This window comes from Virgibacillus sp. DJP39, from assembly GCF_049310925.1.
In the GTDB taxonomy this organism is placed as follows: Bacteria; Bacillota; Bacilli; order Bacillales; family Amphibacillaceae; genus Virgibacillus_F.
Window position 1 is genome coordinate 13,294 of record NZ_JBMERP010000003.1, and the last position, 13,770, is coordinate 27,063.

Genomic DNA, 13,770 nt, shown 5'->3' on the forward strand with positions numbered 1-13,770 from the left:
GCTAAGAATTAGTCTTTTTTTTTGAAAAAAATGGTTGCAATTGTTCAACAGATAGAATAGTCTAATCAATATAGATATGTTTCCCTTAGGAAACTTTTATAAACTAGTACAACAAGGGGGATTATTATGTCTGAAGAAGTAATATTGGCTTTTTTGTTTACCTTATTTGCAGGTTTGGCAACCGGGATAGGAAGTATACTAGCTTTTTTTACAAAAACAACAAATAAAAAGTTTTTGTCTTTTTCGTTGGGTTTTTCAGCTGGGGTAATGATTTATGTATCGATGATTGAAATATTTGTGAAAGCACAAGATGCCTTAATCGGTGAGCTGGGTGAAGTGCAGGGCAGTTGGGTGACGGTTTGTTCTTTTTTCGGAGGAATCTTTTTAATCGCATTAATTGATCAGTTTATTCCAAAGCAAACGAATCCACATGAGCTGAAAAAAGTAGAGGAAATGAAGGATACAAGTAAATCAATTAATAATCCTGACTTATTAAAAATGGGTACTTTTACAGCACTGGCAATTGGGATTCACAACTTTCCAGAAGGCATTGCAACGTTTACAGCGACTTTACAAAATCCAGAAATCGGTTTTGCGATTGCTGTAGCAATAGCAATTCATAATATACCAGAAGGAATCGCGGTATCTGTGCCAATCTATTACGCGACAAATGACAAGAAAAAGGCATTCAAATTATCGTTTCTCTCAGGATTATCTGAGCCAATTGGAGCAGTACTAGCTTTCTTGATTCTGATGCCTTTTTTGACTGATGTATTATTTGGTGTAATATTTGCGAGTGTAGCTGGGATCATGGTATTTATCTCACTTGATGGATTGTTGCCTGCAGCTAAGAAATATGATGAGGCACATACATCAATTTATGGTTTAATCGGAGGGATGGCATTAATGGCTATTAGTCTGCTACTATTCATCTAAATGGGGATTTAACGCTATTTTGGTTGGAATAGAATCGAATCTTTGATAAAATAAGGAAGCACGTAAGCAGTAGGAGGAAAGACTATGCCAAAAGGACTTGGAAAAACGTTAGCTCAAAATAAAAAAGCATCGCATGATTATTTCATAGAAGAAACATATGAGGCAGGAATCGTATTGCAGGGAACTGAAATAAAGTCCATTCGTGCTGGCCGAGTTAATATTAAAGATTCACATGCAAGAATTGATAAAGGCGAGGCTAAACTGATCAATCTGCATATTTCAACGTACGAGCAAGGGAACAGATTCAACCATGACCCAACCAGGACTCGTAAACTGCTTCTTCACCGCAAAGAAATTGATAAATTAATAGGTGTAACACAGCAGCAAGGCTATGCGCTGGTTCCATTAAAGGTATATATCAAGAATGGCTATGCGAAAGTTTTAATTGGAGTAGGGCGAGGTAAGAAAAAGTATGACAAACGGGAAGACCTGAAACAGAAGCAAATGAAGCGTGACATCGATCGTGCAATTAAAGATCGTGAGTAAAATGACCTATATACGGTTGCAATTTCTTATGATTATGCTATAATAAGGGTTGTTGTAAAAAGTTATTCACAATTTAATAGATGCTCAATTTTTTTCCGAGCGTTTCTCTTAATGGGGACGTTTAGGATTCGACAGGGATAGATTGAGCTCAGGTTGCGCGTCGAGGTTACGGCTCGTAAAACGTTACACGCCTATAATTGGCAAAAATAATCAACCTGCTTTAGCAGCTGCGTAAGTAGTTCTGAAGCGATCCTTCCTGCATTCGCCCGTGATGCAGATCGAAGGGTCTCAAATGAAGCGGGCTACACTACCATCCACCGTCTGAGGATGTTAGTTGAAACCAATCAGACTAGCTACATTGAAGCCCGTTGGTAGGCCGAGATGTTAGCGAATGATAATATACCAACTACACGCGTAGAAGCCTGAGTGGCGATATCCTTGGACGTGGGTTCGATTAGTAATTAGTCGCCTTTTGTAGTAATACAGAAGTGATAATCCGGCTTTATCGGTGAAACCTAAGTTACTTTAAAAGTAATAGGGCAATGCCGAGCGGTATGTGGAGTAATCCAACAGCCGTGTATCGACTTATAGGCTGCCATTTATGGTAGTACTAGGATGTGGAATTCAGCCTGAAAAAGGCAAAAATATATTCTGCATAAGACGCCGGAGGACCTGAATTATTCAGGTTCAAGATATAGTCAGTGCCATGTCGAAAGCATGGAAGAGCATGTCCCACCGTCTCCACCAATACATATGTTGGTGGTTTTTTTGTGTTTAATATGGTTTTAGTCATAAGTTTGTTGCTATTGGCATCTTTATGCTTAAAAGTTTACGGCAAAAATATACTGAAATTAGCTGTAGATATTAAAGTTTGCAGTTTTTTGTAGCAATATTTCGGTAATGTGTCGTATTTGTAGGCTTGTCAGTTTGGAATTAAAGAGTAAAGAATCTCTCTTCAAATAATATTTTATTACTTAACATGGTTTCATTATATTTTCCATTACGGGGAGTCACGGAATCATAGTTGCTCAAAATCCATTCGGCTCGTTTTTTCTTTCGTTCTATTCTTAAAAATGCATGAACTACACCCAAGGTTTGAAAAACATCTTCTTTTTTCTTTATGTAGAGTGTATAAGAATTTTGGAATTTTGAAGGATTATAATTTTTTTTATTATATATACCTCCACCCACTAGATTTTGAATAAAAACTAGCATTTCTTTATCATTTGAGGATATTGATATACATGGTCTTCTATGTTCTTTACTGTGCATTCGAGTCAAGGTTATACTTCCTTCACCATCTATTATTCCAGCTATATAAGCCGCTTCCCATTCTTTCATTCTTAAATCACTCCCCTTTTAATGAACGTATGTTCTCTTTTTATTTTAGTCTATTTACGTTAAGGAATCAATTTATAAATTTTATTTTATAGTGATTACAGAAGTGGATTAAATATTTTTAGACTCCCACTTTACTCTAGTTAAAAAAATAACCATCTAAGCCTGGATAAGACTTAGATGGTTATTTTTCTCTAACATTTATACTTGGTCATACTGATTCACTTCAAATAAATCAATTAGGTCAATCTTAGGGTTTTTATCTGCAAACCACTGTAGGGCAAAATTGTTTTTAAATAAAACAATATAGTTACCTTCCCGGTCCTGGACAAGCATGTTTTGTGAATCGAATAATGATGCATCTACTTGGTCTTCTTTTAACCAGCGTGGAATTCGCTCACCTATTGTTTCCAGCATAACTTCAACATTGTATTCGTTTTTCATGCGATATTTAAACACTTCATATTGTAGCTCGCCAACTGCACCAAGGATATTAGATTCACTCTTATGTCTCTTAAATAGTTGAATCGCACCTTCTTGAACTAGTTGTTCAATTCCTTTTTTAAATTGCTTGGATTTCATTACGTTGCTAGCAGTTACCTTTTTAAATAGTTCCGGTGGAAATTGTGGTAACTCGTCATATTCAAACAAACTGTTTCCTTCAACAAGCGTATCTCCAATCCGGTAAACATTTGGGTCGTAAATACCTATGATATCCCCGGGGTATGCTACTTCAACTGTATCCCTGGACGATGCAACAAATTGTTGAGTTTGCGCAAGTTTGATTACTTTATTGGATCTTGCAAGTTTCACACTCATTCCTCGTTCAAATTTACCAGAACAAACACGTAAAAATGCTACTCTATCGCGATGAGCAGGATTCATATTCGCTTGAATTTTAAAGATAAATCCTGAGAATTCAGGGTTATCTGTTTGAACAATGCCGTTAGTTGATTTTCTTGGTGCAGGCGCAGGCGCCATCGAAACAAATGTATCAAAAAATGTTTGCACTCCGAATGGTGCAATAGCGCTACCAAAAAATACAGGCGTCTGATCTCCAGACATGACTGATTCCATTGAAAATTTATCTCCCGCTTCATCAACTAATGTCAGTTCATCTTCAGCAGCCTGATAAGATTCGTGGGATACTAATTCCTGATGCTCATCTTTGGTTAACTCATCATACGGAATGTAGGTTTCTTCTTCATTACCATTATATTGAATAAACTGTTTGCCTTTACGGTCGAAAATACCAAGAAACCTTTTCCCCATTCCAACTGGCCAGTTCATAGGGTAAGTCTCAATATTTAAGACCTCCTCGATTTCTTCCAATAATTCCAGTGGCTCTTTTCCTTCACGGTCTAATTTATTTATAAATGTAAAAATAGGTATACCACGCATTTTACAAACCTTAAACAACTTTTTAGTTTGAGCTTCAATTCCCTTTGTCGAATCAATGATCATGACCACACTGTCTACCGCAGTTAACGTCCTATACGTGTCTTCACTAAAATCTTCGTGTCCAGGTGTGTCTAATATATTTATTTGGTACCCTTCGTATGGAAAGTTCATCACACTCGAAGTAACTGAGATACCACGTTGTTTTTCTATTTCCATCCAGTCAGAGGTAGCAAATTTTCCGGATTTTTTCCCCTTAACAGTTCCGGCTGAACGTATTAGGTTTCCGTACAAAATCAATCGTTCTGTTAATGTTGTTTTACCTGCATCTGGATGCGAGATAATAGCAAATGTTTTTCGTTTATTAATTTCGTCTTGTAGACTCATAAAAAATCCCTTTCGTTAGATAATTGTATGTGAAATTCGAACTAGTTACATTTGGGATTTTTAATTTACATCGGATTAATTCTCCTTTAAGAGTATCTCGTTTATTATACATCAAAAGTAGCATGTTGTGAGGGCTGAAGTCAATGTGAATCATCCTGTTACTAAAGCGATTATTTTGAATAATCCCGATCTTAAAAAGTTTATACTGTTAATCTAAATTAAGTAACTGTAAAATGAACTTGTTAAGGATTAGAAAGGAGCAATTATTTTGAGTACATACCCAAAGATGAATGAAACGAAAGAATTGATTGAACAGCTAGTATCTATCCCTAGTCCTTCAGGGAATACTGAGCAAGTAATTACATTTGTTGAAAGTTTTTTAAAAGACTTGCAGGTTGAAACAAGACGTAATCGTAAGGGCGGGTTAATCGCAACACTACCTGGAAATAACAAAGATGAGCACAGAATGTTAACTGCTCACGTTGATACACTTGGTGCAATGGTAAAAGAGGTTAAAGATAATGGGCGACTGCGCCTTGATTTGATTGGTGGATTTAAGTATAACGCCATAGAAGGAGAATACTGTGAAATACATACTTCCAGTGGAAAAGTGTTTACAGGAACAATTTTAATGCACCAGACTTCTGTCCATGTATATAAGGATGCCGGTGATGCCAAGCGTAACCAAGAAAATATGGAGGTCCGTATTGATGCTAAGGTTACAAATGAAGAGGAAATTCGTGAGCTCGGTATTGAAGTAGGGGATTTTGTATCATTTGATCCCCGTGTTCAACAAACCGATAATGGATTTATCAAATCACGCCATCTGGATGATAAAGCAAGTGTTGCAATACTCCTGCAACTTATTAAGCGCATAAAAGAAGAGAACATCACTTTACCATATACAACACATTTCCTGATTTCTAATAATGAGGAAATCGGGTATGGTGGCAACTCAAATATTTCACCTGAAACCGTTGAATATTTAGCCGTTGACATGGGGGCTATGGGTGACGGTCAATCAACCGATGAATATACGGTTTCAATATGTGCAAAAGATTCTAGTGGACCTTATCACTATGGATTACGTAAACATCTTGTCGAACTGGCAGAAGCAAACAAGATTGGTTATAAATTGGACATTTACCCATACTATGGATCAGACGCGTCCGCAGCTATTCGTGCTGGACATGACATTATCCACGGGCTTATTGGCCCTGGAATTGACTCATCACATGCCTATGAAAGAACACACGAATCATCACTGGATTATACAGAACAATTACTGTATCACTATGTGTTGTCAGGAATAGTATCTCATTAGAAAACTCTAGTTGCACTTATGCAGTAAGAAAGGATTTATGCTTTCTTACCTGCCTAGAGGGCAAGAAGAAAGACTCACCAAAATCGGTGAGTCTTCTTTTTAAAATATTTTATTCTATTATTTAACCCTGTCTTATTATAAGATAGTACTAGATTAAGTTATGCAGACAGGAGTATATTAGATGAAGAAAAAAATCTATTTTTTTAGTGGGACACTGGTGGTTTTAGCATTAATTGGGGTTGGTATAGCAGGTAATTATTTTTACGGAGAAAGTGTAAAGCGTGGTAAATCTGTAGACTTATACAGTGGTGCTTCACCGGCCAATACCATTGAAACCAATGCTGTTATTGAAGAGGCTAATCGCTGGTATAATGAACAAACTATACAGACATTTGAACTCACAACCTTTGATGGGTTAGTGTTGAAAGCAAATTATCTTTCACATCACAAGTCGACTGGTAAGGTAGTTATTCTCGCACATGGTTACCGTGGGAATAAGGAAGACATGAGTGAATATGTCAAGCTCTACTATGATTTAGGGTATGACGTTTTGATACCTGATGCACGTGGTCATGGAGAAAGCGAAGGAGATTACATAGGGTATGGATGGCATGATCGGAAAGACTACCAAGAATGGATTCAGAGATTAATAGATGAAGAAGGAAAAGATACAATTTTATTGCATGGAAATTCGATGGGCGCAGCCTTAGTTTTGATGGCAAGTGGTGAAAAACTTCCACAAGAGGTGAAGGGAATTATTGCTGATAGTGGGTATACTTCGGTTCAGGATGAACTAACCTATCAATTGAAGCATTTGTATAACCTCCCGGCTTTCCCACTTATGGGAATAACAAGTGTAATCACAAATATTCGAACTGGATACACATTTGAGGAAGCCTCAGCAATAGAACAGGTAAAGAAGAATTCACGTCCACTCTTAATCATTCACGGTGCTGCTGATCAATTGGTTCCAACAGAAATGGCTGATGAACTGTACGAAGCAGCAACTGGTAATAAAGAGTTATGGATTGTACCTGATGCTGGGCATACGGAAGCATTTACAGTTGCGCCAGTGGAATTTCAAAAACGGGTGAACGAGTTTGTACAAAAAGTAACTGATTAAGTAAGGTGTAGAGCTTGAAAAATCCATCACAAAAGCCAGATAGCTAAGAACAGTTTGGTTGATAGCCATTATGCTATAATAATGAAAGTGCAAAATGGATAGGTCTAGACGCTTCTTTGCTAATTTTAATAGTGCTCCATACAATTATAGTATAGAAAGCAGGTAATACCTTTGCGGCTTAGTATATTAGATCAGGCGCCAATATCAGTTGGCATGACTCCTCAGGGTGCGCTCCAAGCTTCGATAGAATTAGCTCAACTTGGTGATAGATTAGGATATACACGCTTTTGGATGGCAGAACATCATGATTTATCAGGATTAGCGTGTCCTTCTCCAGACGTAATGCTAGGTATAATTGGATCCAAAACAACCAACATTCGCATTGGCTCAGGAGCAGTGTTGGTACCTCATTACAGACCTTTTAAGATTGCAGAGACATATAATCTGTTGGCAACACTTTATCCGGGTCGGGTTGATTTAGGGATTGGGCGGGCACCCGGAGGTTCTGCTGAAGCCACCATAGCACTTTCCAATAATTTTCTCGACAATGTACGTAAAATACCGGAAACAATTGATGAGTTATTGAAATTTTTATACAATGACTTCTCAAAAGACAATATATACTCTAAAATTAAACCTACACCTGTACCCCAAAGTTCACCTAAACCATGGCTGTTAGGTACTAGTAAGAAGAGTGCAATGTTAGCAGCGGAAAAAGGCATGGCGTACGCGTTTGGTCACTTCATGAGCAGTCAGGATGGCCCTGAAATTGTCAGGAAATATTACAACGACTTTTCTAGAGGATACGACCTATCAAAGCCGGAAGTAGTTGTAGCCATATCCGTAATTTGTGCCGATACAAGTGAAGAGGCAGAAGCACTAGCCTTAAGCAGTCAATTATGGAGTGTAAAGCGTGGTAAGGGTGAGGATATCGGCATTCCGTCTGTTGAAGAGGCAATAAGTTATGCTTATACTGCTGACGAACGTTTATTAATTGAAAGATCTAAGCAAAAGATGGTTATTGGAAACCCTCAGGCAGTAAAAAGTCAGCTAAAAGAATTAAAGAAATTATACAATGCAGATGAGCTAATGATTGTTACCATAACCCATAGATCCGAAGCTAAATTAAAATCGTATGAATTAATTGCTAAAGAAATGCTTGCAAAATAGAATGGAGGAGTTATCTTGATTGATTTACGCAGTGACACAGTAACAAAACCAACACCAGAAATGAGACAGGCTGCCTTTGATGCAGTGGTTGGTGATGATGTATATAATGAGGACCCAACACTTCAGGAATTGGAAAACTTAGCTGCTGCTAAGCTTGGAAAAGAAGCCGCCTTGTTCGTGCCAAGTGGGACACAGGGTAATCAAATTGCCGTACTGACGCATTGTCAGCTAGGCCAGGAAATTATCTTGGAAGCGGAATCTCATATTTTTTATTATGAGGGTGCTTCCATTTCTGCTTTTGCAGGAGTACAGCCCAGAACAATTAGCGGTACTCGTGGTGTGATGGATCCTGCATTAGTGAAGGCAGCTATTCGTGATGATGATATTCATATGCCTGAAACAGGACTTATTTGCCTGGAGAATACACATAATCGTGCAGGTGGTGCAATTGTGCCGCTTGAAAATATGAAAGAGATTTATAGAATTGCTCAAGGTAATAATATCCCTGTTCACTTAGATGGTGCGAGATTATTCAACGCTGCTGTCGCCTCTGGAGTAGATGTAAAAACGTATGCAGCAGAAACAGATACTGTGCAGTTCTGTTTGTCAAAAGGACTAGGTGCACCTGTAGGCTCCATTATTGCAGGGTCAGAGGAATTTATTAAAAAAGCAAGAAAATGGCGTAAACGACTTGGTGGTGGATTAAGACAAGCTGGAATCATAGCAGCTCCTGGTTTAGTTGCCTTATCGAGCATGGTGGATCGTTTAAAAGAGGATCATAAAAATGCTGCGTTTCTTGCCTTAGGTCTAATGGAGATAAATGGAATTTCCATCGAAAATAATGTAGATACGAACATTGTTTTGGTGAACACAAAGGAAGCTGGATTAAATTCTAAAGAGTTTTTAAACAAACTAAAAGCTGAAGGCGTATTGGGTGTACCATTTGGGCCAGAAACTACTCGGTTTACTACTCATTTTGATGTAACCCGAGAAGATATTAAGAATGTTATACAAAAAGTGAGTAAGCTCATTTAATATAGGAATAATCGTGAACGAGTTCATAAATAATGAACTCGTTCTTTCATTAATTTTTAATTAAATTTGTAAATTAATTCATTTTTACCATGCAAACTAGTATATAATAAGAAATCGACGTTAATCAAATTAATAGACAAACATAAGCTTATAATAGGTAACTACGGAGGTAAGACATGGAGAACTGGATTACGGATTTCATGGAGCAATTTGGGTACATAGGTATTTTTCTTATGATGGCATTAGAAAATGTGTTTCCACCGATTCCATCCGAAATAATTCTTCCGTTTGGAGGGTTTTTGACTACTGATACTCATCTTACTATAGTAGGAGTAATTATTTCTGCAACTGCCGGATCTGTAATAGGAGCAATAATCTTATACGGAATTGGTAGGTTGGTTGATGTTGAGCGATTGGAAAGAGCTATTGACCGTTTTGGACATATCATCCGTATTAAAAAGGAAGATATTTATAAAGCAGATGCATGGTTCGATAAATATGGATACTGGACGGTACTATTCTGCAGGATGATTCCTCTCATTCGAAGCTTGATTTCGATACCAGCGGGTATGTCTAACATGAGATTTTCACTGTTCCTGTTATTTACTACAGTTGGAACGCTTGCCTGGAATATCATTCTCGTACTGATAGGGGCGGGTCTTGGGGAATCATGGCAGGACATATTGAAGTATATGGACATCTATTCCACAATTGCTTACGTTGTTATTGCAACTGGATTGGTGTTATTGTCACTGTTATATTTAAGTAGATTAGCGAAAAGAAAAAAGTAGATTAGGAGATTGCATTAAATGGACATAATGGAACTATTAAAAGCAGTTATTTTAGGACTGGTCGAGGGGCTTACTGAGTTTGCTCCTGTGTCATCAACCGGTCACATGGTTATTGTGGATGATATGTGGTTAAAATCAAAGGAATTTCTAACAGAGCCTGTGGCAAATACATTCAAAATCGTCATACAGCTAGGTTCTATTTTGGCAGTGGTTATCGTATTTAGAAATCGTTTTATTGATCTCTTAGGGTTGCGGAAAACTAAAAAAGAAACGAGTGCCGGACAGGGACGTTTAAAGTTAACCCAGGTAATTGTAGGTCTGATACCCGCAGGAATCCTTGGAGTTTTATTTGAAGATTATATTGATGAGCATTTGTTTTCAACGCAAACCGTGCTAGTAGGGTTACTAATAGGATCTGTTTTGATGATTTTTGCTGATAAATTCGCACCAAAAGAACCAATCGTTACAACAGTAGATCAAATTACTTATAGACAGGCGCTTACTGTTGGTATGGTTCAATGTTTCTCTCTGTGGCCAGGTTTTTCAAGATCTGGTGCTACTATCTCTGGTGGTGTGTTAACTGGTATGAGCCATCGAGCGGCCGCGGATTTTACATTCATTATGGCTGTCCCGATTATGATGGGAGCAAGCGGAATATCACTTTTAAGCAATTGGCAGTATTTCACGCTTGATGCATTGCCTTTTTTTGTTGTAGGTTTTATTAGTGCATTTGTGTTTGCTTTACTTTCCATAAAGTTCTTCTTAAAGCTTATAAATAAAGTGAAGTTAACACCTTTCGCTATTTACCGAATTGTTTTAGTGATTGTTATTTATTTGATTTATTTCTAAGCCGACCATATCAGAATCATTGTTGCTCCAACATACAGGTTGGAGCATTTTTGATTTTACCGCAGTTCGGATTGTCTCAACTCTCTGTATTATGTATAAATACTATAGTTCTGCAAAAGATAACACATACTAAAAATGAGGGGTTGTTTAAATGGGTATATTGTCTATAACACCAACAAACATGGATTTCTGTATAGAATCGTGTGTCAGATGTGCTAGAGCATGTGAAGAATGTACTACTGCTTGTTTGCAGGAGCCAGATGTACAAGCAAGAGTAAAGTGTCTACAAACGTTAAACGACTGTGCTGAAATTTGTTTGCAGTCGGCAGCATTTATGGCTCGGAATAGCCAATTTGCAGCAGCGCATTGTAAGCTTTGTGCTGAAATTTGTGAAGCATGTGCAGTTGAATGTGAAAAATTCAAAGATGAACACTGTCAAGAGTGTGCTAAAGTCTGCCGCGAGTGTGCAGAAGCATGCAGAAGCATGGCTCAATAATTGTAAAATCAAAAAGTTAACAAAAAACATCCCTGCACAAAAGTGTAGGGATGTTTTTAAGTATTTTTATAGTAAGCTACGGCACTCTGCAAGACATTCTTCCAGATCAGTGGAAGCGTGTTGCATTTTTTGTTTGGCAGTGTCATGTGCTTTACCCATTGCCTTGTTTAAGTGAGTTAATGCACTTTCACACTCAGTAATACATTCCTGAAGCTGTTGTTTATCCATGATAAATTCTCCTTCTGTTTTTAGTTTTTCCTACATTAATAGTGTGTGTATTATAACCCAATTTTATTAATTACCTCTTTATAATTAATAGAAAACCTCACAGATTCCTCACAATTATCGTACATACTAGTAAAGTATGATTTATGGGTATAACCACATCTCAACATAAATTAAGTGAAATTTGAGGGATACTATGGAAGACATTAACTTACTTTTAGCCTTTGCGGCAGGGGTGTTATCATTCATTTCACCATGTTGCCTTCCTTTATACCCCGCTTTTTTATCTTACATTACTGGAATGTCAGTTGATGAAATAAAAGACGGGAAGGGATTGTTACAAAAACGAGCATTTTTGCATACCACTTTTTTTCTAATGGGGTTCTCAATCATTTTCATTGCTTTAGGCTTTTCGGCTTCTCTATTGGGAGACTTTTTTACTTATTACGGTGATTTAATTAGGCAGCTTGGAGCTATACTGTTAATAGTAATAGGGCTAGTAATAGTGGGATTTTTTAAACCTTCATTTATAATGAAAGAAAAAAGAATGACTTTCAAAGACAAACCTTCTGGATATATTGGTTCAAGTATAATTGGTTTTGCATTTGCAGCTGGGTGGACACCTTGTACAGGTCCAATTCTAGCAGGAGTGATTACTTTAGGAGTTTCAAATCCTGACCAGGCAATATTTTATATGATTGCATATGTACTTGGATTTTCTGTTCCATTTTTCTTTATGTCATTTTTTATCGGGAGAATGAAATGGATAAAGAGGCACAATCGATTAATTATGAAAATTGGTGGAGTTACAATGGTCCTCATGGGAATCTTTTTGTTTTTTGACTGGATGACCAAATTAACCTCTTTTCTAGCTAGCAATTTTTTTAATGGGTTTACAGGTTTCTAGTAATCACATACTTTCTCCACATTTTATGTATATACTAGTATCGAACATAACAATCATCAGGGAGTGGAATAAAGAATGAAAAACGCACTATTATCAATACTTACAGGTGTTGCCATGTTTTTAGTTCCGTTGAATGTATTTGCTCATGGAACAGAAGAACACACGAATGAAAATGCTGTTAATTATTGGAACTATGGTTTAATGGCTTCTCTGTTAATACTTGTAATTTTACTTACATTACTTATTTTAACCAAAACAAAGACAAAACAGTTAGATTTGAAAAAAAAGGAAAATCGTGAAAAACAACAAACTTTACAGAAGAGAAACAAAATCTTTATGTGGGGTTCTATTGTATTTTTATTGTTAGCTATTTCCTCTTTGATAGCAATGAATGCAAGTGGTGAAGATAAAGTAACTTTTACACATATACACGGTCTTGGGTATACAAGTAATGGTGAAAAAATATATGTTCCTTCCCACGATGGATTAAGGGTATACAATAACGGTTCATGGGCTGTTCAGACAGTAGGAGAAAAACATGACTATATGGGATTTTCCATGTTTGAAAATGGGTTTTACAGCAGTGGGCATCCTATAAAGAGCTCTGACTTAGCGAATCCGCTTGGGATAGTGAAAAGTACGGATTATGGTAAAACCTTAGAACTCCTGGATTTATATAAGGAAATTGATTTTCACGGAATGACTGTAGGTTATGAGACAGAAGAAATTTACGTGTTTAATCCAAAACAAAACTCCTCCATGGATCAACCGGGATTTTATTATTCCACAGACGAAACAAAGACATGGAAGCAAGGTAAACTTGAAGGCCTAGAAGGACAGGCTAGTAGTTTGGCAGCCCATCCAACCAAAGAGGGTGTAGTGGCAATTGGAACAGATCGAGGTGTTTTCCTATCACAGAACCACGGTGATAATTTTGAAAAATTAGCTGTTTCAGGTCCAGTAACGGCAGTTTCCTTTGGTCATCAGAATAACTTGTTAGTTGCAACTATCACGGATGAAGTAAATCTTTCGGAGATTGATCTGACAAGTAAAAAAGTCGAGGAACTTGCTATTCCTAAATTAGGGGAAGACGTAATTAGATATGTTAAACAAAACCCTGCAACTAAGGATGAATTTGTTTTTGCTACAGACAAAAAAGATATATACATTTCCAATGATGGCGGGAACAATTGGACACAAAGTGTTGATGAAGGTGTAGCTGTGTCCCATCAATAATCATAAAAA

General features: G+C 37.2%; 14 protein-coding genes and 1 other RNA gene. 12 read left to right on the top strand and 3 right to left on the bottom strand.

Going from position 1 to position 13,770, the window contains the following annotated elements:
• Positions 1–126 precede the first annotated feature (126 nt).
• The 3 genes from zupT to ssrA all read left to right on the top strand — a co-directional run bounded on the left by zupT (position 127) and on the right by ssrA (position 1,939).
• Positions 127–936 (top strand): zinc transporter ZupT, encoded by an 810-nt coding sequence (gene zupT, locus ACOI1D_RS01875; RefSeq protein ID WP_422498801.1) that lies wholly within the window; start codon positions 127–129, stop codon positions 934–936.
• An 84-nt stretch (positions 937–1,020) separates the two neighbouring features.
• Positions 1,021–1,482, top strand: a complete 462-nt coding sequence (gene smpB / locus ACOI1D_RS01880; RefSeq protein WP_422498803.1) for an SsrA-binding protein SmpB — start codon at positions 1,021–1,023, stop codon at positions 1,480–1,482.
• 121 nt (positions 1,483–1,603) lie between these two features.
• Positions 1,604–1,939: a transfer-messenger RNA gene (gene ssrA / locus ACOI1D_RS01885) on the top strand.
• A 476-nt stretch (positions 1,940–2,415) separates the two neighbouring features.
• On the opposite strand, the gene ACOI1D_RS01890 is transcribed toward ssrA, so the two are convergent.
• The gene (locus tag ACOI1D_RS01890; protein ID WP_422498804.1) at positions 2,416–2,823 is read right to left on the bottom strand and encodes an LAGLIDADG family homing endonuclease; all 408 of its coding nucleotides are present in this window, start codon (positions 2,821–2,823) and stop codon (positions 2,416–2,418) included.
• 198 nt (positions 2,824–3,021) lie between these two features.
• Positions 3,022–4,605 (bottom strand): peptide chain release factor 3, encoded by a 1,584-nt coding sequence (locus tag ACOI1D_RS01895; protein ID WP_422498806.1) that lies wholly within the window; start codon positions 4,603–4,605, stop codon positions 3,022–3,024.
• Between the two features lie 286 nt (positions 4,606–4,891).
• Here ACOI1D_RS01895 and ACOI1D_RS01900 point away from each other — a divergent pair, with 286 nt between their 5' ends.
• From ACOI1D_RS01900 to ACOI1D_RS01930, 7 genes are all read left to right on the top strand, one after another.
• On the top strand, positions 4,892–5,929 hold the full coding sequence (locus tag ACOI1D_RS01900; RefSeq protein ID WP_422499006.1) for a M42 family metallopeptidase: 1,038 nt from the start codon (positions 4,892–4,894) through the stop codon (positions 5,927–5,929).
• A gap of 181 nt (positions 5,930–6,110) precedes the next feature.
• On the top strand, positions 6,111–7,052 hold the full coding sequence (locus ACOI1D_RS01905) for an alpha/beta hydrolase (protein ID WP_422498808.1): 942 nt from the start codon (positions 6,111–6,113) through the stop codon (positions 7,050–7,052).
• Positions 7,053–7,223: 171 nt separating this feature from the next.
• On the top strand, positions 7,224–8,222 hold the full coding sequence (locus ACOI1D_RS01910) for an LLM class flavin-dependent oxidoreductase (RefSeq protein WP_422498810.1): 999 nt from the start codon (positions 7,224–7,226) through the stop codon (positions 8,220–8,222).
• Positions 8,223–8,237: 15 nt separating this feature from the next.
• On the top strand, positions 8,238–9,257 hold the full coding sequence (gene ltaE, locus ACOI1D_RS01915) for a low-specificity L-threonine aldolase (protein ID WP_422498812.1): 1,020 nt from the start codon (positions 8,238–8,240) through the stop codon (positions 9,255–9,257).
• Positions 9,258–9,433: 176 nt separating this feature from the next.
• Positions 9,434–10,048 carry a DedA family protein gene (locus ACOI1D_RS01920; RefSeq protein WP_422498814.1) on the top strand — a complete coding sequence of 205 codons (615 nt, stop codon included), beginning with the start codon at positions 9,434–9,436 and terminating at the stop codon, positions 10,046–10,048.
• An 18-nt stretch (positions 10,049–10,066) separates the two neighbouring features.
• On the top strand, positions 10,067–10,897 hold the full coding sequence (locus ACOI1D_RS01925; protein WP_422498817.1) for an undecaprenyl-diphosphate phosphatase: 831 nt from the start codon (positions 10,067–10,069) through the stop codon (positions 10,895–10,897).
• A gap of 151 nt (positions 10,898–11,048) precedes the next feature.
• Positions 11,049–11,393: a four-helix bundle copper-binding protein gene (locus ACOI1D_RS01930; protein WP_422498819.1), complete on the top strand. Its 345-nt coding sequence runs from the start codon at positions 11,049–11,051 to the stop codon at positions 11,391–11,393.
• 66 nt (positions 11,394–11,459) lie between these two features.
• Here the strand turns inward: ACOI1D_RS01930 and ACOI1D_RS01935 are convergent, their stop codons facing one another.
• On the bottom strand, positions 11,460–11,621 hold the full coding sequence (locus ACOI1D_RS01935) for a hypothetical protein (RefSeq protein WP_422498821.1): 162 nt from the start codon (positions 11,619–11,621) through the stop codon (positions 11,460–11,462).
• Positions 11,622–11,814: 193 nt separating this feature from the next.
• On the opposite strand from ACOI1D_RS01935, the gene ACOI1D_RS01940 reads away from it, so the two are divergent.
• Positions 11,815–12,525 carry a cytochrome c biogenesis CcdA family protein gene (locus ACOI1D_RS01940; RefSeq protein ID WP_422498823.1) on the top strand — a complete coding sequence of 237 codons (711 nt, stop codon included), beginning with the start codon at positions 11,815–11,817 and terminating at the stop codon, positions 12,523–12,525.
• Between the two features lie 75 nt (positions 12,526–12,600).
• Complete coding sequence (locus ACOI1D_RS01945) at positions 12,601–13,761, top strand: F510_1955 family glycosylhydrolase (RefSeq protein ID WP_422498824.1); 1,161 nt, start codon at positions 12,601–12,603, stop codon at positions 13,759–13,761.
• Positions 13,762–13,770: the final 9 nt, after the last annotated feature.